Source organism: Longimicrobium sp. (assembly GCA_036389795.1).
In the GTDB taxonomy this organism is placed as follows: domain Bacteria; phylum Gemmatimonadota; class Gemmatimonadetes; order Longimicrobiales; family Longimicrobiaceae; genus Longimicrobium.
Genome location: DASVWD010000118.1, coordinates 24,134 through 44,266, shown reverse-complemented (window position 1 = coordinate 44,266; position 20,133 = coordinate 24,134). Strand labels below are relative to the sequence as shown.

General features: G+C 73.7%; 16 protein-coding genes. 10 read left to right on the top strand and 6 right to left on the bottom strand.

Features of this window, described 5'->3' with window-relative positions:
• A partial coding sequence (locus tag VF746_16215) for a DUF2752 domain-containing protein (protein ID HEX8693969.1) occupies positions 1–373 on the top strand: 373 nt, incomplete at its 5' end.
• Between the two features lie 45 nt (positions 374–418).
• Complete coding sequence (locus VF746_16210; protein HEX8693968.1) at positions 419–1,081, top strand: hypothetical protein; 663 nt, start codon at positions 419–421, stop codon at positions 1,079–1,081.
• 260 nt (positions 1,082–1,341) lie between these two features.
• On the opposite strand, the gene VF746_16205 is transcribed toward VF746_16210, so the two are convergent.
• Entirely contained in the window at positions 1,342–4,056 is a 2,715-nt protein-coding gene (locus VF746_16205; GenBank protein HEX8693967.1) for a DUF5916 domain-containing protein, read from the bottom strand.
• Between the two features lie 339 nt (positions 4,057–4,395).
• Here VF746_16205 and VF746_16200 point away from each other — a divergent pair, with 339 nt between their 5' ends.
• The 8 genes from VF746_16200 (at position 4,396) to VF746_16165 (ending at position 15,893) form a co-directional block, all read left to right on the top strand.
• Positions 4,396–6,225: a carboxypeptidase-like regulatory domain-containing protein gene (locus VF746_16200; protein ID HEX8693966.1), complete on the top strand. Its 1,830-nt coding sequence runs from the start codon at positions 4,396–4,398 to the stop codon at positions 6,223–6,225.
• Positions 6,226–6,569: 344 nt separating this feature from the next.
• Complete coding sequence (locus VF746_16195; GenBank protein HEX8693965.1) at positions 6,570–8,543, top strand: carboxypeptidase regulatory-like domain-containing protein; 1,974 nt, start codon at positions 6,570–6,572, stop codon at positions 8,541–8,543.
• Between the two features lie 213 nt (positions 8,544–8,756).
• Positions 8,757–9,545, top strand: a complete 789-nt coding sequence (locus VF746_16190) for a carboxypeptidase-like regulatory domain-containing protein (protein ID HEX8693964.1) — start codon at positions 8,757–8,759, stop codon at positions 9,543–9,545.
• A gap of 80 nt (positions 9,546–9,625) precedes the next feature.
• A complete protein-coding gene (locus VF746_16185) occupies positions 9,626–10,444 on the top strand; it encodes a carboxypeptidase-like regulatory domain-containing protein (protein ID HEX8693963.1) in 819 nt (272 codons plus the stop codon).
• Between the two features lie 96 nt (positions 10,445–10,540).
• Entirely contained in the window at positions 10,541–11,344 is an 804-nt protein-coding gene (locus tag VF746_16180; protein ID HEX8693962.1) for a carboxypeptidase-like regulatory domain-containing protein, read from the top strand.
• Positions 11,345–11,368: 24 nt separating this feature from the next.
• Positions 11,369–12,148 carry a carboxypeptidase-like regulatory domain-containing protein gene (locus VF746_16175; protein HEX8693961.1) on the top strand — a complete coding sequence of 260 codons (780 nt, stop codon included), beginning with the start codon at positions 11,369–11,371 and terminating at the stop codon, positions 12,146–12,148.
• Between the two features lie 163 nt (positions 12,149–12,311).
• Positions 12,312–13,100 (top strand): carboxypeptidase-like regulatory domain-containing protein, encoded by a 789-nt coding sequence (locus VF746_16170; protein ID HEX8693960.1) that lies wholly within the window; start codon positions 12,312–12,314, stop codon positions 13,098–13,100.
• Positions 13,101–13,250: 150 nt separating this feature from the next.
• Complete coding sequence (locus VF746_16165) at positions 13,251–15,893, top strand: M1 family aminopeptidase (GenBank protein ID HEX8693959.1); 2,643 nt, start codon at positions 13,251–13,253, stop codon at positions 15,891–15,893.
• A 190-nt stretch (positions 15,894–16,083) separates the two neighbouring features.
• On the opposite strand, the gene VF746_16160 is transcribed toward VF746_16165, so the two are convergent.
• The 5 genes from VF746_16160 to VF746_16140 all read right to left on the bottom strand — a co-directional run bounded on the left by VF746_16160 (position 16,084) and on the right by VF746_16140 (position 20,083).
• On the bottom strand, positions 16,084–16,482 hold the full coding sequence (locus tag VF746_16160; protein HEX8693958.1) for a RidA family protein: 399 nt from the start codon (positions 16,480–16,482) through the stop codon (positions 16,084–16,086).
• Complete coding sequence (locus VF746_16155) at positions 16,479–16,790, bottom strand: hypothetical protein (protein HEX8693957.1); 312 nt, start codon at positions 16,788–16,790, stop codon at positions 16,479–16,481. Before VF746_16155 ends, VF746_16160 begins: the two co-directional genes overlap by 4 nt.
• A gap of 191 nt (positions 16,791–16,981) precedes the next feature.
• Positions 16,982–18,619: a hypothetical protein gene (locus VF746_16150; GenBank protein ID HEX8693956.1), complete on the bottom strand. Its 1,638-nt coding sequence runs from the start codon at positions 18,617–18,619 to the stop codon at positions 16,982–16,984.
• 129 nt (positions 18,620–18,748) lie between these two features.
• Entirely contained in the window at positions 18,749–19,543 is a 795-nt protein-coding gene (locus VF746_16145) for a PhzF family phenazine biosynthesis protein (protein ID HEX8693955.1), read from the bottom strand.
• 138 nt (positions 19,544–19,681) lie between these two features.
• Positions 19,682–20,083: a DUF4383 domain-containing protein gene (locus VF746_16140; protein HEX8693954.1), complete on the bottom strand. Its 402-nt coding sequence runs from the start codon at positions 20,081–20,083 to the stop codon at positions 19,682–19,684.
• Positions 20,084–20,133: the final 50 nt, after the last annotated feature.

The window sequence follows — 20,133 nt, the reverse complement described above, 5'->3', positions numbered from 1 at the left end:
CGCCGGGGCCGTGGTCCCGGCGGCGGCCGTGCTGTACCGCTTCAACCCGCTGGAGGTGGGCTGGTATCCGCGCTGCGTGCTGTTCGTGCTCACGGGCATCTACTGCCCCGGGTGCGGCGCGCTGCGGGCGGGGCACAGCCTCCTGCACGGGCACTTCCTGGAGGCGCTGGGCTACAACGCGCTGCTGGTGGCCGCGGCGCCGTTCCTGGCGTACGTGCTCGCCAGCCGCGCGCTGGAGGCGGTCACGGGCACGCGCCGCCTCCCGCGGCCGTACCTGCCCGGGCGCGTGACCTGGGCCATCGCCGCGCTCTTCCTCGTCTTCACCGTCCTGCGCAACGTCCCCGTCCACCCGTTCACCCTGCTGGCCCCCTGAGGGCCGGCGGGCGGGGCTTCCCTCCGCTCTTCCGCAGTTCGCTTTATGCCGCTGTTCCGCCACCTGAACCAGTCCGCGTACGCCTCTTCCGCCCGCCCCCGCCCCGGCGGCGGGCCGCGCGAGGAGATCGTCCCCTGCCCGGGGTGCGGGCGCCCGGTGTCGCGCGAGGCGGCGGCGTGCCCCGCGTGCGAGGTGCCGGTGCGGGCGATGCTGGGCCCGCGCTCCGCGGGTACGCACCCGATGCTGGTGGTGGGGGTGGTGCTGGGCGGCGGGATCTTCCTGCTGATGCTGCTGGGGATGGCGGCCGCGCTCGCCACGTCGCGGCTGGCGATGAACGCCGAGGCCGAGGCGCACCGGGGGCTCTCGGCCGCCGACAGCGCGGTGGTGCGCGAGGCGGTCCTCGGGCTGCGCACGGTCTACGAGCTGCAGGGCGACCACATGGCGTCGCACGGCGCCTACACGCGCAACCTCATCGACCCCGCGGCGGACGACTACCTGGCCCGGTGGCGCGACCCCGGGGGGAAGCACTACGGCTTCGAGGTGTCCAGCCTGGAGATGGGCCACCTCTGCATCGGCGCGCTCCCCCGCTCGGTCGAGAGCTCCGCGCTCCCGGTGAGCATCGACGGCGCCGGCGTGGTGTACGCCGGCCCCAACTGCAACGGCGCGGTGATCTCGGAGAACGCGGGGGCGGAGTGGCTGGGGCAGTGAGTGCGTGAGTACGAAAGTACGGGGTACGAAGTACGAGGTACGGAAATGCGAAAGGGCGGCGCGGAGTGTTCCGGCGCCGCCCTCTTCGATTCCCCATAAAATCCGGAAAACAAAACAGCGGCCTCACGCAGAGCCAGCAGAGTCAGCGGAGTAGTTCTCTGCTGACTCTGCGTGAGACAGGTCTTCGGCAGCCTTGGTCTTGCACGGAGGTAACGGAGAAGGGAAGGGGTCCTCCGTTTCCTCCGTGTGATGCTCTGTCTCTACCGGCCGAACCAGTAGCTCATCTTCACGACGAAGATGTTGTTGGGGCGGCCGTCGAAGACGGCTTCGCCGTCGCGGCCGAGCGCGAAGTCGCCGAACGGCTCGGTGACGCTGCGCTCCTGCTGCCACACCAGGAAGAGCGTGGAGCCGGGGCGGTACTCCCAGCGCAGCACCGCGTTGCCCCGCAAGGACCGGAAGTTGAAGTCGGGGTTGCCGAAGCGCAGGTCCTCGTCGCCGTCGCGGTCGGCGTCGAGCGAGTACGACACCACGCGCCCGTCCGCGCCCGTGATCGGGGTGAGCTGCGTGGCGTCGTACACCACCTTGTCCAGCTCGCGCGGGGCGGCGAACTCCTTGAAGCGGTCGAAGTCGCCCGCCACCACCAGCGGCTGCGCGAACAGCTCCAGCGTGAGCGTGGGCGTGAAGGTCCAGTTGAGCCGCGTGTTCATCGACAGGGTGTTCTGCGACAGGTCGCTGAACACCACCCGCCGGCCGCCCCACTCGGCGGCCGCGGGGTCGGCGAAGGCGGTGACGAACTGCGCGCGGCTCTCGTTGTGGCTGAACGCCGGGCCCGCCGACACCTCGATGTTGGGCGCCGGCTTCACCCGCACGCTCAGGTTGGCGCTGTAGCCGGTGGCGCCCTCGGCGTTGCGGCCGACGCTGGGGTTGGTGGAGAGCACCACCTTCTTGCGCGAGTCGGTGCTCAGGTTCACGAAGTAGTTCCAGGAGGACGCCCGTCGCACCACCGGGCCGCCGCGGGTGAGCCGGTCGTCGTTGAGCTCGGGGCGCACGATGACGAAGGTGCTCCAGTTCCAGTAGTTGGTGAACTGGCCGCCCAGGTAGCCGTGCACCTGCCGGTCGGTGAGGTCGCCGTCGAAGTTGTACTGCTGCTGGCCGCCCACGATGAAGAGGAAGCGGCGGTAGCGGCGGGTGGGGGTGTTCCACTGGCGCAGCACGTTGGCGTTCATCCACACGTAGTCGGCGCGCGAGAGGAACGCCAGGTCGTTGACCTCGAAGCCGGGGCTGCGGAAGTTGACCGCGGTCTCCCACAGCCAGCTCCCCGCGTCCTTGGCCAGGCGCGCGTAGCCGCCGAAGCCGCGCAGGGAGGTGAGGCCGGGGTCGAAGCGGTCGGAGAAGAGCCCGTTGCCGCCGTGGTCGCGGTCGGGGCGCTGGAAGTAGCGCACGGAGGAGCGCTGCAGGCGCAGGATGGAGAGCGAGTCGCCGCCCACGTTGCTGAAGGCCAGGTTGCCGAAGAACGAGTAGGTCTGCTTCTTCCAGGAGTTGAACCAGTCGAAGCCCACCGCCTCGGCGTGGCCGGGGAGGAAGTCGCCCAGCGCGTCGGAGTCGAAGGAGCGCAGCACCGAGGTGCCCAGCAGTCCCAGGGTGAGGTTGCCGTTGCGGTAGTTCTTCTTGACGCGCCCCACGAAGTAGTTGCTGGCCGGCTCCACCTCCTCGCTGAAGCGGTCGCCCTCGGGCGAGATGGCGAGCGCCTCGGCGCGGCGGGTGAAGGCGTCCAGGAGCCCCACCTGCAGCCCCCCGGCGGTGCGGCCGGTGATCTTGGCGGCGGCCAGGATGGTGCTGGCGTCGGGGAGATCGGTGAAGGCGGCCGGCTGCCGCACGAACCCCTGCGGCCGCCGCCCGATGCGCCGCGAGTAGAAGAGCGACATCGACGAGACGTTGCTGCAGAAGAAGCAGCTGAAGTCGCCGAAGCCGAAGATGCCGCTCCCCTCCACGAAGAACGGGCGCTTCTCCTCGAAGAAGGTCTCCACGTCGGAGAGGTTCACCACCGCGGGGTCCACCTCCACCTGCCCGAAGTCGGGGTTGATGGTGGCATCGAGCGTCAAGGTGGAGGTGAGCAGCGCCTTGACGTCGGCGCCCACGCGCATGCTGCTCTCGCCGCGGTCCTCGAAGGGCGAGCCGGGCTCGCTGGGGTCTTCGTACGAGCGGCGCGCCACCACGTAGGGGAGGAGCTCCACCCGCCGCCCGCCGCCGCCGTGCAGCCGGAGCGCCTCCAGGTGCCCGAAGCGCGCGGGACCGCCCGACTCGTTCTTCCCCCAGAACGACCACATCGAGACCTCGTTCAGCCGCTCGACGTAGCGCCAGATCTGCATCCCCCAGGTCTGCAGCGAGTCGCGCGGGAAGCGCAGCTGCGAGAGCGGGATGCGCAGCTCGGCCGTCCACCCCAGCGAGTCGACCCCGGTGTCGGCGGCCCACACCGGGTCCCACGAGGGGTCGGCGTAGGGCGAGGCCTGGCCGGCGTCGTACTTCACCCCCGAGGGGTTGATCTGGATGATGGTGCGCCCGGTGTGGTCGTGGTAGGTGTCGAAGACGAACATCACGTTGTCGCTCTCGACGTCCTGGTCGCGCCGGGCCAGGCGGGTGCGCACGCCGGCCGCGCCCAGCGAATCGAACATGCGGGCGCCGATGTAGAGCGCCTCGTCGTCGTAGACGAAGCGGATCTCGGTGCGCTGGGTGGCGGGCTTCCCCTCGTTGGGGTCCTGCTGCGTGAAGTCGGTGGCCGGCGGGGCGCTCTGCCACACGGGCTCGTCGAGCTTCCCGTCCAGCTCGATCTCGCCGGTGCGGGGCACCGCCTGCACGCGCGGGGTCTGGCCGGCGGAGTGCGCCTGCCCCGCGGCCGCCCCCGGGGCGAGCGCGCCGCACGCGAGCAGGGCCAGCGCGGCGAGGAGGGTCGGGCGGGGCTTCGCGGTGGAAGACATCGGTCGCTCTCGCCTTCGGGGAAGGGTGGCGCGGGAAGCGGGACGCGGGTGAGCGAAGCGTAAGAGTGCTGCCATTTTAGCACTGGATCGGCGTGGCGGCAACCGTTTCCGCCCCGCCGGCCTCCCCGCCCGCCCCCGGACCCGCGTCCGGCGCCCGCGCGTGCGCGGCGGACTCTTGGACGCCGGCAACGGGGACGGGGTTGGACGCGCGGCTTGGCCCATCCCGCGCGGAGGGCGTCCGGCGCGTCACAACTCGTTTGCAGGAGACGTTCAACGCGGTGCGCCCTCCCTCCGTCCACTCCCGGGACGCCCGTCTCCCACGCCCGCGAGGTGCCGCCGATGCGCCACGCCCCGTCCCCGCGCCTCCCGACCGCCGCCGTCCGCTCCGCCGCCGCCTGCTGCGCCCTCCTCCTCGCCGCGCCCGCCGCGGCGCAGACGGTGGAGGGGACGGTGCGCGAGGAGGGGAGCCGCGCCCCGGTGGCGCGGGCGATGGTGTCGCTCCTGGACGCCGGGGGGCGCGTGGTGGCGGGGACGCAGACGCTCGCCGACGGCCGCTTCACGCTCACCGCGCCGGCGGCGGGGACGTACCGGCTGCGCGCGGAGCGGGTGGGGAGGGCGGCCACCGTCTCGGACGAGGTCGCGCTGGAGGCGGGGCGGACGGTGGCGCTCGAGCTGCTGGCGCGCGAGGCGCCGGTGCGGCTGGACGCGCTGGTGGTGGAGGCGGGCGAGCGCGCGTGCAGCGTGCGCCCCGACCGCGAGGCGCGGGTGGCGGCGGTGTGGGAGGAGGCGCGCAAGGCGCTCGCGGCCGCCGAGTGGTCGCGCCGCAACGAGCCGCGCGTGTTCACGGTGCGCGCGTTCAGCCGCGAGCTGGACCCGGCCTCGCTCACCGTGCTGCGCGAGAGCGTGCGCCCCGCGCGGGTGCGCCAGGTCTCGCCGTTCCGCAGCGTGGCGGCCGAGCGGCTGGCCGACGGCGGCTACGTGCGGCGCGACGGCGCCGAGAACGTGTTCTACGCGCCCGACGCGGAGGTGCTGCTCTCGGAGGCGTTCCTGGACTCGCACTGCTTCCGCCTGGAGCGCCGGGGCGAGCTGCTGGGGCTGGCGTTCGAGCCGGTGCGCGGCCGCAGGCTCCCCGACGTGCAGGGGGTGCTGTGGCTGGACGCGGGCTCCGCCGAGCTGCGGCACGTGGACTACGCCTACACGGGGATCGGCCCGCGGAGCCAGAGCGTGGAGTGGGGCGGGCGGATCGAGTTCGCGCGGCTCCCCGACGGCGCCTGGTACGTGCGGCGCTGGCGCATCTTCATGCCGATGGTGGGGAACGAGCGCCCCGACGGCGGCAACCTGCTGAACCACCGGAGGCAGCTGGGGCTGGTGGCGGTGAAGGAGGACGGCGCCGAGGTGGTGGAGGTGGCGGACGACGGGGCGCCGGCGGGCCTCGCGGCGGAACCGGGCGCGGTGGTGGCGGGGGTGGTGTGGGACAGCACGCGCGCCGCGCCGCTCGTGGGGGCGCGGGTGTTCCTGGCGGGGACGGCGCACGAAGCGCGCGCCGACTCGGCGGGCGCCTTCACGATCGCCGGGGTGCCGGAGGGGCGCTACGTGCTCACCTTCGAGCACCCGCGCACGGCGGAGCTGGCGACGGCCGCGCCCTCGCTGCCGGTGGAGGTGACGCCGCGGGGCGCGGAGACGGTGCACCTGGCGCTGGGCCGGCCGCCCCGGCCGGTGGCGGCGGCGGCCGAGCCGGGGGGCGCCATCGCGCTCCGCGCGGTGGAGGCGGTGGGCGAGCCGGTGCGGCCGCGCCTGGAGCGGTACGGCTTCTACGACCGCCGCCGGCTCGGCTTCGGGAAGCACCTCACCCACGAGGAGTTCGCCAGGCTCCCAGGGGCGCGCCTGCTCGACCGCATCATGGCGATGGGCGGCATCTACGTGGAGCCCCACACCTCCGAGGCGTTCTCCCTCTACCGGCCGTACCGCGGGACGCGCTGCTACTACGCGCTCTTCGTGGACGGGCGGCAGGAGTCCAACCAGATCCTCAACCGGCTCACCGTGGACGAGGTGGAGGCGGTGGAGCTCTACCGCGGCTACGAGATCCCGGGACGCTTCAACCCCTACTACAGCGACGACTGGAACTGCGGCGCGCTGGTGATCTGGACCAAGCCGTCGAACCAGCCGTGACACGCGCCCGCGCGGCTCGCGCCCCGGCTCGGGGAGCCGGCGCCGACGGCCGGCCCTGCGGCGGCGTGGTGGTCTGGCTGAAGCAGCCGGCAAGCTGACCCGAACGGCCTGGACTCACGCGGAGTCAGCGGAGTCAACGGGAGGGAACCGCGTCGGGTGATGTGTTCTGCTGACTCTGCCGGCTCTGCGTGAGACGAAAGCAGTTGCGGTTCGTGGACGACGTTCGGGGTGACGGCTCGCGGTTGACGCGAGACGCCGCCACACGCACGTTTGTCGTCCCACGCGGTCCCTATCCCGATGCCACGCAGGTGCTTTCGTCCCCTCTCCCTCACCGAGGCAAGATCGTGCGCCACGCAAGAACCTTTCTCCTCGCCGCCGCGGCGCTCTGCTGCGGCCGCCCGCTCGCGGCGCAGACCGTGGACGGGGTGCTGCTGGAAGAGTCGACCCGCGCCCCCGTCTCCCGCGCCATGGTGTCGCTCCTGGACAGCGCGGGGAAGCCGGTCGCCACCACGCAGACCCGTCCCGACGGGAAGTTCACGCTGCGGGCGCAGGAACAGGGGACGTACCGGGTGCGCGCCGAGCGGGTGGGGCGCGTGGCCACCGTGTCCACCCCGATCGAGCTGGGGCTGGGGGAGACGAAGCCGTTCGAGCTGCTGGCGAAGGGCGAGGTGGTGCAGCTGGAGGGGATCGTGGCGCAGGCGGGCGAGCGCGCGTGCAGCGTGCGCCCCGACGCGGAGGCGCGGGTGGCCACGGTGTGGGAGGAGGCGCGCAAGGCGCTCACGGCGGCCGAGTGGACGCGCCGCTACGAGCCGCGCGTCTTCACCGTGCGCACCTACAGCCGCGAGATGGACGCCGCCTCGCTCACCGTCAAGCGCGAGCAGGCCCGCACGGCCCGGATGCAGCAGGTGACCCCCTTCCGCTCGCTCCCGGCCGACCGGCTGGCCGAGCAGGGGTACGTGCAGCGCGACGGGCGCGAGATGGTCTACTACGCGCCCGACGCCGAGGTGCTGCTCTCGGAGCCGTTCCTGGACGGGCACTGCTTCCGCCTGCACCGCGACGCGGAGAAGCCGGGGCTGCTGGGGCTGGCGTTCGAGCCGGTGCGCGGGCGCCGGCTGCCGGACATCCAGGGCGTGCTGTGGCTGGACGAGAAGACGGCGGAGCTGAAGTCGCTCGACTTCGAGTACACGCGCGTGCAGGTGCCGCAGCAGGACGTCGACCGCACCCGGTGGGGGGCGCGCGGCGAAGTGGTGCGCCACGCCTGGGGCGGCCGGCTGGAGTTCGACCGCCAGCCCGACGGGGTGTGGTTCGTCCGCCGCTTCCACATCCGCATGCCGGTGATGGGCACCGCCGCCCCCGACGCGCAGAACCTGCGCTCGCAGTCCGCCGTCGGCCTGGTGGCCGTGAAGGAGGACGGGGCGGAGGTGACGGGGCTCCGGACGGCGTCGCAGGTGGTGATCGCCGAGCAGCCGGCGGGCGGGGCGGCGGTGAGCGGCGTGGTCTACGACAGCACGCGGGCGCGGGGGCTGGCGGAGGCCACGGTGTTCCTGGTGGGCACCGAGCACATCGCCGTCACCGACTCGGCGGGCGCGTTCCGGCTGGAGAACGTCCCCGACGGGCGCTACGCCGTCAGCTTCTCGCACCCGCGCGCCGACTCGCTGATCCTGGTGCCCACCCCCGTCGAGGTGGAGCTGAAGCGCGGCCGGGTGGAGACGGTGGCGCTGTCGATGGGGCGGCCGCGCCAGCAGGTGGCCGCCGCCAGCGCGGCCTCGGACAGCGCCATCCGCCTGCGCCCGCTGGTGGCCACGGCGGCGGCCACCCAGCGGCGGCTGAACAACGCGGGCTTCTACGACCGGCAGCGGGTGGGGACGGGCGCCTTCCTGACCGGCGAGCAGTTCAAGCGACGCCCCGGCGCGCGGGTGCTCGACATGCTGCAGGGGCTGCGCGGCATCTACGCCCGGCCCACCCCGCAGCAGCGGTGGGGGGAGGGCGACTGGACGTTCTACCAGTACCGCTTCGGGCGGCGCTGCGTGGCGCTCCTGTGGGTGGACGGCATGCAGCGGCCGGTGAAGGAGCTGGAGCGGATCGATCCCGACGACGTGGAGGCCGTGGAGGTCTACAGCGGCGACGAGGTGCCGATGCGCTTCGCCGTCGCCAACTCGGAGATGGGCGGGCAGTCCATGACCGACCCGGAGCGGCGCAACCGGGAGGACCCGGCCGCCGGGCTCCAGGACGTCGCGGTCCCCAACGCGGTGCGCAACGCGGGCAACGGCACCGTCTGCGGCGCGGTGGTGGTGTGGCTGAAGACGCCGATTCCGTGAGGGGAGTGCTGAGTGCCGGGTCCTGAGTGCTAAGTGCTTAGTGCTTAGTGCTTAGTCCTTAGTCCTTAGTCCTTAGGTCCTCAGTGCCAACCCTAAAGCACTAGGGACTGAGCACTAACGCACTGCGGTTTGTCCAAGCGTGTCCGGACGGGGTCGATCCATTCGTTTCTGACGGATGCCGGTGATGCGCGGCCTTTTCTGAGTCGAGCCTGGATGCTGAGACACCTTCGCGGCTGGCTGATGGCTGCCGCGCTCCTCGTCCCCGCGGGCGCCGCGGCGCAGGTGGTGGACGGGGTGCTGCTGGACGGGCGCAGCGGCGCGCCGATCCCCCGCGCCACGGTGGCGCTGGTGGACTCGGCCGGGCGCACGGTGGCCAGCCAGGTGACGCGCGCGGACGGCCGCTTCCGCCTGCGCGGCGCGGCGGGGCTCTACCGCGTGCGCGCCGAGAGCGGGGGCGCGGCGCTGGCCGAGGGGATGGTGGTGCTCGGCGAGCGCGGGACGGTGCAGATCGACCTGCGCTCCGCGGGGCGGTTGGCGGCGGCGGCGAGCGGCGACAGCGCGGTGGCCCTGGAGCCGCTGGAGGCCACCGCGGCGGTGCAGCGGCGGCGCCTGGTGAACGCGGGCTTCTACGACCGGCAGCGCTTCAACAGCGGCGTCTTCCTCACCGGCGAGCAGTTCGCGGCCCGCGGCGGCGCGCGCGTGATCGACGCGCTGGGCGGCCTGCGCGGGATCTTCTACCGGCACGAGCCCGCCAACGCCGTGCACGGCAGCAGCTACGTCATCTACCAGCACCGCTTCGGCGGCCGCTGCCGGGTGTCGCTCTGGATCGACGGGCTGCAGCGCGACCCCGAGGTGCTCGACGACCTCGAGGCCGAGGACGTGGAGGCCGTGGAGGTCTACAACGGCAGCGAGGTGCCGCCGCGCTTCGTCCCGCTCGCGCGCGCCAGCAGCGGCTCGACGTGCGGCGCCGTCGTCCTCTGGCTCAGGGCGCCGAAGCGCTGACGCCGGCGCTGCCGCCGAATCCGGCGTGGTGGTCGTCCGGCCCGCGGATGAAGCCGCAGATTTTTCTCCCTCGGATCGAAATGCGCAAACAGCTTCGCCTCTCCCTGGCCGCCGCGGCGCTGCTCGCGCCGGCGGCCGCGTCCGCGCAGGTGGTGGACGGGCTGCTGCTGGACGGGCGCAGCGCGGAGCCGGTCTCCCGCGCCACGGTGGCGCTGCTGGACTCGGCGGGGCGGGTGGCCGCGTCGATGGAGACCCGCGCGGACGGGCGCTTCCGCCTGCGGGCGGCGGGCGCCGGGCTCTACCGGGTGCGCGCCGAGCGGCAGGGCGTGCGGCTGGCCGAGGGGACGGTGCTCCTCCGCGAGCGCGGAACGGTGCAGATCGACCTGCGCACGGAGGCGGGGCCGCTGACCGCCGCGGCGCGGGGCGACAGCGCGATCGCGCTGGAGCCGCTGGAGGCCACCGCCGCGGTGCAGCGGCGCTACCTGACCAACGCGGGCTTCTATGACCGGCAGCGGGTGGGCACCGGCGTCTTCCTCACCGGCGAGCAGTTCGCGGCCCGCTCGGGGGCGCGCACGATCGACGCGCTGCAGGGGCTGCGGGGGATCTTCTACCGCCCGGCGGGCGCCAACAGCTACGTGCTCCTGCAGCGCCGCATGGGCGGCCGCTGCCGGGTGTCGATCTGGGTGGACGGGCTCCCCCGCACGGAGGAGGTGCTGAACGACATCCGCGCCGAGGACGTGGAGGCCGTGGAGGTCTACGACGGCCGCGAGATCCCGATGCGGTTCGTCCCCCTCATGGAGCCGCTGGACGTGCACGCCCGGAGGCTCGCGCCGCGCAGGGCCCGCGACGGCGACCTCTGCGGCGCCGTGGTGTTCTGGCTCAAGCGGCCGCAGGGCTGAGCGGGACCGGGCCCCGCGTCCGGATCGGCCGGCGGAAGACGTTGAAGGCGAAAGGGCCCTGGCGATCCCTCCACCCCACCCGACGGGACTCCCCCGATGCGCCGCACCCCGACACTCCTCCTCTCCGCGCTCGCGTCCGCCACGCTGCTCTCGTCCGCCGCGCCGCTCGCCGCGCAGGAGCTCGACGGCATGCTGCTGGACGGCCGCACCCGCCAGCCGGTGTCGCGCGCCGTGGTGGTGCTGCTGGACTCGGCGGGCGGCCAGGTGTCGCGCGCGCAGACCCGCGCGGACGGGCGCTTCCGGCTGCGCGCGGCCGAGCCCGGGGTGTACCGCGTGCGCGCCGAGCTGGCGGGCGACCTGCTGGTGACCGGCACGGTGCGGCTGCCGCCGGGGGAGACGGTGGAGGTGGAGATGCTCACCCGCACGACCTCCCTGGCCGCGGCCGCGCGCGGAGACAGCGCCATCCGGCTGGATCCGCTGGAGGCGGTGGCGGAGGCGCAGCGGCGTTACCTGACCAATGCGGGCTTCTACGACCGGCAGCGGGTGGGCACCGGCGTCTTCCTCACCAGCGAGCAGTTCATGACGCGCCCGGGGGCGCGCATCATCGACCGCGTCCAGGGGCTGCGCCAGGTCTTCGCGCGCCCGGCGGGGACGAACGGCTGGATCCTGTACCAGCAGGGCTCCGCGCACCGCGGCAGCCGCCGCTGCATCGTGTCCCTGTGGGTCGACGGGATGCAGATGGCGGCCAACATGCTCAACCAGATCCGCCCCGAAGACGTGGAGGCGGTGGAGGTCTACGACGGCGACGAGGTGCCGCTGCGCTTCAGCCCCGTCAACCGCGCCGGCATCCCGCCCTGCGGCGCCGTGGTGTTCTGGCTCAAGGCGCCGGTCAACTCCTGATCTTCCAATCCACCGATACAGCGCATGCGACGCATCGTTCTCTCCCTTCTCTGCGCGGCCGGGCTCCTGGCCGCGGCGCCGCTCTCCGCGCAGCTGCTGCTGAACGGCGTGCTCCTGAACGGCCGCTCGCGGCATCCGGTGGCGCGCGCCACGATCGTGCTGGTCGACTCGGCGGGGAGCGAGGTGGGCCGCACGCAGACGCGCGGCGACGGCTGGTTCGAGCTGCAGGCGCCCGCGCCCGCCGCGTACACCGTGCGCGCGGAGCTGGCGGGCGACGTGGTGGCCACCGGCGAGGTGCGGGTGGAGGGGCGCGATCCCGTGCGGGTGCAGATGTACACGCGCTCCGGCCGGGTGGCCGCGGCCGCGCGGCGCGACAGCGCGGTGGCGCTCGCCCCGCTGGTGGTGGTGGGCGCCGAGGAGCAGCGCTACCTGCGCAACGCGGGCTTCTACGACCGGCAGAAGGTGGGGACGGGGGTGTTCATGACCGGCGAGCAGTTCGCCCGCCTCCCGGGAGCGCGCACCGTCGACCGGTTCGAGGGGATCCGCCGCATCTTCGCCCGGCCGTCGGGCTCCAGCGGCTGGGTGCTCACCCAGGGCGGCGGTGGGCGGCGGTGCACCGTGTCGCTGTGGATCGACGGGGTGCGGATGCCGGCCGAGGTACTGAACGGGATCAGCCCCGGCATCGTGGAGGCGGTGGAGGTCTACGACGGCCACGAGGTGCCGCTGCGCTTCAGCCCCGTCAACCGCGGCGGCCGCGCCCCCTGCGGCGCCGTCGTGGTGTGGCTCAAGACGCCGGCGGCCTGACCGAGGCCTCGAAGGCTTTTTCTCACGCAGAGACGCGGAGACGCGGAGAACTGCCGGGGGTTCTCCGCGTCTCTGCGTCTCTGCGTGAGGCCTGATGTTTTCTTCTCTCGTCGTTACCTTGATGTCGTACCCCGGCCGCGGCCTTCCCTTGCAGGACACTTCCATGCGCCCGATCCGCTTCCTCCTCCCGCTCCTCGCCGCCGTGCTCGCCGCCGCGCCGCTGGGGGCGCAGCCGCTCCGGGGCCAGCTCGTGGGCGACGACGGCCGGCCGCTGGCGCACATCCCCGTGGTGCTGCTCGACACCGCGGGGACGGTGGTCGACAGCACCGCCACGAGCGCGCGCGGGGTCTTCCGCCTGCAGGCGCCGGGGAACGGCCGCTACGAGATCCAGGCGCGGGGGGCGGACGGCGTGCTGCGCTCGATGCCGGTGACGCTCCCGGCCGACATCGGCACCAACGTGCGGCTGAGCCTGCACCTGCGGGCCGAGCCGGCGCCGGCGAGGGACAGCGTGGTGCTGGTGCCCGCCCCGCCGCTCTGGGACGAGGCCGAAGCCGCGCGCGAGCGCCGCCTGATCGACGAAGGGTACTTCGCCCGGCGGCGCGAGGGCGTCGGCGCGTTCCTCGCCGCCGAGACGTTCGCGGAGCGGCGCGGCGCCGGGACGGCGGAGAAGCTGCGCGGCCTGCTGGGGCTGGAGGTCGCCCGCCCCGCGGCGGGCGGGCTGGAGCTCACCGTCCCGGCGCTGGAGGACGGCCGCCGCTGCCGGGCCGCGCTCTGGGTGGACGGAGTGCTCCGCCCCGCCGCGGAGCTCGACCGCATCGACCCCGCGCGGGTGGACGCGGTGGAGGCCTACGGCGCCGACGAGGTGCCGCCCCGCTTCCGCGCCGGGGCATCCGGCGCCCTCCCCACCTGCGCCGCCGTGGTGCTCTGGCTGCTCCCGTCGGGGAGTGCGTGAGTGCGGAAGTGCGTAGAAGTCGTGCAGGCTGTCCCCTGTTCCCTATCCCCTGTCCCCCTGCCGTTCCCCTGTGGTTGCCGTCCCACGGGTGGAGGCTCCAGATTCGGGGCTTCCACCCGTGGCACCTGTGATGCTCGACCGAGGACGCCCATGAGCTGCGCCAGACTCGCGAGCCTCTGCGCCGCCGCGCTGCTGCTGGCCGGCGGCGCGGCGGCCCAGTCGCCCCCCACACCCGGCCCCGATCGGCTGATGCAGCCCGGCATCTCCCTGGAGCTGGCGCGCACGCGCGCGGCCACGCTCTCCGGCGTGCGCTACGAGCTGGCGCTCGACCTCACCCAGCGCGACACGGCGCCCGGCTCCGTCCGCATCGCCTTCGAGCGCAAAGCCGGCGCGGGCGACCTGGTGCTGGACTTCCGCGGCCCCTGGCTCGGCGGCGTGCGGGCGAACGGGGCGGAGGTGCGCGACCACGCGTGGGAGAACGGGCACCTGCGCATCCCCGCCGGGTGGCTGCGCACCGGCGCCAACACGGTGGAGGTCGACTTCCGGGCGAAGATCGCGGCGGCCGGGGCGTCCATCATCCGCTACGACGACAGCACGGACGGGTCGCGCTACCTCTACACGCTCCTGGTCCCCTCCGACGCCAACCAGCTCTTCCCCTGCTTCGACCAGCCCGACCTCAAGGCCCGCTTCCGCATGCGGCTGACCGCGCCCGCCGGGTGGACGGTGGTCGCCAACGGGCCGGTGGAGGCGAGCGACTCCGCCCGCGGCGCCGTCGCCTGGCGCTTCGCCGAGACGGAGCCGATCTCCACCTACCTGGCCGCCTTCGCCGCGGGGCCGTGGACGGCGTGGGCCCCGCCGGCCGCCGACCGCGTGCCGATGACGCTCTACGGCCGCGCCTCGCGCCGCGGCGAGGTGGACGCCGACACGCTGCTGGCCACCAACGCCCAGGCGGTGCGCTGGCTGGAGCGCTGGTTCGGCGTGGACTTCCCGTTCCGGAAGGCCGACCTGCTGCTGGCGCCCGCCTTCCCGTTCGGGGGGATGGAGCACGTGGGGGCCATCTTCTACAACGAGAGCGGCTTCGTCTTCCGCGAGCCGCCCACCCTGCCGCAGAAGCTGGGGCGCGACGCCACCATCTTCCACGAGGTGGCCCACCAGTGGTTCGGCGACCTGGTGACCATGGAGTGGTTCGACGACCTCTGGCTCAAGGAGGGCTTCGCCACCTACATGGCGGCGAAGATGCAGGACGAGCTGCGCCCCGGCACCGGCGCGTGGAAGACCTTCTTCCTGCGCAACAAGCCGCTGGCGTACGGGGTCGACGCCACCTCGGGGACCACGCCCGTGTGGCAGGAGCTGGCCAACCTGGACCTGGCGAAGAGCAACTACGGGCCGATCGTCTACAACAAGGCGCCCTCGGTCCTCAAGCAGCTCGACTTCCTGGTGGGCGACTCGGCGTTCCGCGCGGGGCTGCACCTCTTCCTCACCCGCCACGCCTACGCCAACGCCACCTGGCGCGACCTGCTGGCGGCGCTGGAGGAGACGTCGGGAAGGTCGCTCAATGCCTTCGGCGAGCAGTACATTCTGCGCGCCGGGATGCCGCGCGTCGACACGCGCCTGGAGACCGACGGCGGGAGAATCCGCCGGCTCACCCTGGCCCAGCGCCCGGCGCGCGCGCTCCCCGGCGACCCCGGCGGCTGGTGGCCGATGCAGGTGCGCGTGCGCCTGGCCTATGCGGACCGCGACGACGTGGTGCTCACCGTCTCCCTCACCGGCGAGGCGACGGAGGTGGGCGGCGCGGCGGGGCTCCCCGCGCCCGACTACGTGTGGGCGAACGACGGCGACTACGGCTACGGGCTCTTCCTGCCGGACGACCGGAGCGCCGCGTACCTGGAGGAGCACGTCGGCCAGGTGGAGGACGACCTGCTGCGGGCGATGCTCTGGGGGGCGCTGTGGGACCGGGTGCGCGAGACGGAGCTGCCGCCCGCGCGCTTCGCCGAGCTCGCCCTGCGCGAGCTGCCGCGCGAGCGCGACGAGCAGATCGCCGCGACTATCCTGGACCGCGCGGCCACCGCGCTCACCCGCTACGCGGCCGACGCCGACGCCGCGCGGCTCTTCCCCGCCTGGGAGGAGCTGCTGGCCAGGCGGGCCTCGGACGCGGCGCTGCCGTACGGGATGCGCAAGGCCAGCCTGGACGCGCTGGTGGAGACGGCGCGCACCCCGGCCGCCCGCGCCGTGCTGCGCGGGTACCTGGCCGGCACGCGCCCCTTCGACGGCGGGGCGGTGAAGCAGCCCACGCGCTGGAGCATCGTGCAGCGCCTCGTCTCGCTCGCCGAGCCCGACGCGATGGCGCTCTACCGGGCCGAGGTGGCGCGCGACTCCACCCCCGAGGCCGAGCGGCGGGCGTTCGTGGCGGGCGCGGCCGAGCGCGACCCGGCGGCCAAGGAGGCGTACTTCCGCCGCTACCTGGACGACCCGCGGCTCAACGAGGAGTGGGTGACGGCGTCGCTCGGCGCCTTCAACGACCCCGCGCACGCGGCGCTCACCCGTGGCTACCTGCGCCCGGCGCTCGACCGGCTGCAGTGGATCCGCGACAACCGCCGCATCTTCTTCCTCCCGCGCTGGATCAACGCCTTCGCCGGCGGGCACACGAGCGCCGAGGCGCTGGCGATCGTCGACCGCTTCCTCGCCGAGCGCGCCGACCTCCCCCCCGACATCCGCCGCAAGGTGCTCCAGGCGAGAGACGAGCTGGAGCGCACGGTGGCGGTGCGCCGCGCTGCCGGCGCGAGGGTGGAGTGACGGCGAGGGGCCCGGTCGCGATGACCGGGCCCTCGTCACGTTCCATCCTTTGTTCCGTACCGGCTGATATGACACCAGGTCCGGAAAACACCAAAGCCTCACGCAGAGTCAGCAGAGTCAGCAGAGGACCTCTCCGTTGACTCTGCTGACTCTGCGTGAGGTAAAGTCTTTTGCCGGATTCGGTAGGAGATCAGCCTTCCCCGACGACGTACGCGTCCGCCTCGATCTCCACCAGCATGTCGGGGTCGATGAGGGCGGTGACCTCGACCATGGTGGCGGCGGGGCGGACGTCTCGGAAGAACTCGCCGTGCGCGCGGCCCACGGCCTCCCACTGCGAGATGTCGGTGACGAAGGTGCGGGTGCGCACCACGTCTTCCAGCCGCGCGCCGGCCTTCTCCAGCGCCGCCTGGATGTTCTTGAGCGCCTGCACCGCCTGCGCGTACGCGTCGCCCCTGCCCACCAGCGTGCCGTCCGGCCCGATGGCGGTGGTGCCGGCCACGTGCACGTGCGGCCCCACGCGCACCGCCCGCGAGTAGCCCACGATCGGCTCCCACGGGGCGCCGCTGGAGATGTTCTGGCGGTGCGTCATTTCACCCCGCTGATCTGGTAGGGATGGAACTCGCATCCCGGACGCACCGGGAGGTAGAGAACGTCCGGGCGGGTGCTCGCTTCCACTTCCCCGAAGACGGGAATTCCCCGGAACGTTCCGATCCTCTTGAGCTCGTCGACGCCGAGCACTCTCGGCAATCCGTACTTCACGTACAGGCTGCCCTCGTAGACGATCGGCTCGTGGCTGACGTACCACGGCGCGTCCGCCGCGTAGGGACCGGACCTCGCGATTGCAGGGTGGGACCTCAAGCTCGTGGCGCTCGTGGCCGGACCGACCATGACCTCCACCTCCCTCAATTCCCCGTCTGCGACGACGCAGACCCGGATGGCTTCGAGCGGGTCGGGCGGCTGCGGGCGGGGGGCGGGCCCCGGAGCCGGCGCGGGCGCGGGAGCGGGCGCAGGCGCGGCTTCGACCGGGGCCTGCCGGCGAGCGCAGCCAAGGCCGGCCGCGACGAGCAGCAGGATGAGAGCGGCAGTTCTCAATGTTCACCTCGTTCGTCTTCCCGGCCGGAATCCTCGCCGCGGAACGCGGCCACGAGGCCGAGGGTGAAGAGCAGCGCCAGGACGCTCAGCGCGGCGTAGCGGTCGTCCGGGTAGCGGAAGGCGGCGGCGACGAGCTGCGACGCCGCGGCGAAGGCGAGCAGCGGCGCCTCGAGGCCCCGCCGCGCGCGGGTGAGCGGCGCGGCCAGCACGGGGAAGGAATAGTAGTACGACGTGAGCTGCGCGAGGAGGACGATGCAGACCTGGCTAATCCCCTCCACGATCCAGAGCGAGCGACTCCGTCCCGCCACCCACGCGAGCCACAGCAGGCAGGCGCCGGCCAGCACATAGCCGGCGGGGCGCAGCCTCTCCCACCTGCGCAGCCGCAGCGACTTCCAGCGGGCGAACGGGTCCGGCCGCGACGCATCCACCGCGTACTTCATCCGGCCCGACTCCGGCCCGCTCCCCACGCCGTGCGAGAGGACGACGCGCAGGCCCAGGTGGTTGGCGAGCGGCGTACGGTCCAGCCGCCGCACGGCGGAGACGAACTCGGGCCACGCGCGCGGGCCGGCCACCAGCGCGCCCGCGGGGACCAGCACCGCCGCCGCGAGCGCCGCCCCCGCCGCGAAGCGCAGCCAGCTCCGCGGCACGCGCCGCCGCCGCGCCAGCCGCCCGGCCGCCGCGGCTCCGACGCCGACGAACAGCAGCAGGGGAAAGACGCGGATCAGCCCCGCCGCCATCAGCGCCGCGCCCGCCGGGGCGAACCGCCGCTTCCGGGCGAGGCAGGCGGAGAGGACCAGCAGGAAGAGCCAGTCCTGCCGCAGGAACGAGCCGCCGGTGGAGAAGAAGGTGGAGAACGCCTGGCATCCCCAGAACACCGCCCCCACGGCCGCCACCCGCCACCCGAATGCCCACCAGAGCGCCGCGACCATCCCCCCGAGCAGCAGCAGGTCCAGCGCGGCCATCCACTGGAGCCAGCGCGTCCCCGCCGGCCGGAGCCGCGCCAGCGTGCTCCCGGCGATCATCCAGGCGGGCGGCCCCACGAAGCCGTGGTCGCGCTGCATCCGCCACCACACGTCCGGCCCGGCGGCGAGGCGGAAGAAGCGCACGTCCGCGCGGAACGCCGCCCAGCGCGCGGGGGTGAAGCGCGCGCGGCACGCGCCGGGGTCCGCCAGCGCGCCCGCGGCGGGGACGAGCGAGTTGTCGTCGACCAGGCTGCGGATCAGCCGGCCTGGGGCGCGCACCTCCGCCCGCAGGTCGGCGGCGGCGGCACGACCGTCTTCGCCCGCGTAGCGGATGGTGCCCAGCTCGTCCAGGGCGACGGCCGAGCAGCGGTACAGGCCGTCGTAGCGCAGCTCGCGGAAGTACTTCGCGCCGACGAAGTAGTGGTACTGGTCCCAGACGTTGTAGAAGCGCGTCCACACGTTCGGCGGGCGGGGCGGGCCCGTGACGGCGCCCGCGAAGTACGCCGCCACCGCCGCCGCCCCGAGCCCCAGTCCCACGCGCTTCCTGATCCTCGTCGAGATCGGCCGCCCGGCGCGCGCCCGCCGGAGGTCGTAGGCGGAGCACGCGGCGGCCGTCGCGGCGATCCCCGCTTTCGCGGCAACGGCGAAGAAGTAGGAGAGGGGGAGGACCATGGGGTGGGGATCGCGCGGGAAGGATGCGGTCCGGCGCGAATGGCCGCCGTGCAGCCTCCGCAGGAGGCTTCCTGCCGTAGTTGCCGCGGCTTCAGCCGCCCGTCACGGAGGCCGCCCGATGGACGTGCGTCAGTCCAGCAGCTCGCCGCGCATGACGGTGACGGCCTGGCCGCCCAGGTGCACGCGCTCGCCGGCGTGGCGCACGCGCACGACGCCGCCGCGGCGCGAGGCCTGGAAGCCGGTCAGGTCGGCGCGCCCCAGCCTGGCGGCCCAGTACGGCGCCAGCACGCAGTGCGCGGAGCCCGTCACCGGGTCTTCGTCCACCCCCGCGCCCGGCGCGAAGAAGCGCGAGACGAAGTCGTAGCCGCCGCCGTTGGCCGCGCGCGCGGTGACGATCACGCCGCGCGTCTTCAGGGCGCGCAGGGCGGCCAGGTCGGGCTGGACGCGGCGCACCGCGTCTTCCGAGTCGACCTCCACCAGGTAGTCGAAGTGGCTGCGGCCCACGTAGAGCGGCTCCACGCCCAGCGCGCGCCCCAGCTCGGGCATGTCGCCGGCCGGCTCGGCGGGCTTGGCGGGGAAGTCCATCCAGATCCACGCGCCCTCGCGCCGGCAGGTGAGCAGGCCGCTCCGCGTGTGGAAGCGCGCCTCGGCGCCCGCGGGGAGCCGCCCGTCCTCCCACAGCACGTGCGCGCTGGCCAGCGTGGCGTGCCCGCACAGGTCGATCTCCACCGCGGGGCTGAACCAGCGCAGGCCGAACCCGTCGTCCGCGCGCACCAGGAAGGCGGTCTCGGAGAGGTTCATCTCCATCGCCACGCGCTGCATCCACCCCTCGTCGCGCGCGGCGGGGAGGAGGCACACGGCGGCGGGGTTGCCGGCGAACGGGCGCTCGGTGAAGGCGTCGACCTGGACGACGGGCTGCGGCATGGCTCGTGGCTCGGGCGAAAGGTCGGGAGACGGGTCGCGGGGGAAGATAATCCGCCGCGCCCCGGGCGAAAACGGGGCCGGGGCCCGGGCGCGGCGCCCGGACCCCGGTCTTCCCCGCCTGCGCGGCGCTCCGGCGGCTCAGGAGGTGGGGGCCCCCGCCGGGCGGCGGGCGGTGAAGCCCACCGCGGCCAGCGCGATCCCCAGCAGCGCGTGCAGCCAGATGTCGTTGCCGCCGATGGGGATCAGCCCGAACGTGGTGGGGGCGATCAGGCCCAGGACGGTCAGCACGATGTAGATGATCCCCCCGATCCGGCAGTACTGCACCGCCGCGTCCCACCGGCGCGACGCCGCGATCCCCCAGACCCCGAAGAGCAGGTGCACGATGTTGTGCAGCACGTTCACGGGGAAGAGGCCGAGGACCAGCCCGGGATCCTCCACCCCCATGCTCGTGCCGCCGTCGGTGAGGAAGCCGAGGATGGCGACCAGGATGAACACCACGCCGAAGACGAGCGCGACCGTCTGGACCGTGGAACGATTCATGGCTTTTCCTCCCTGCTGGGGTGAAGACCGGGGCCCGACGCGGGGCCTGC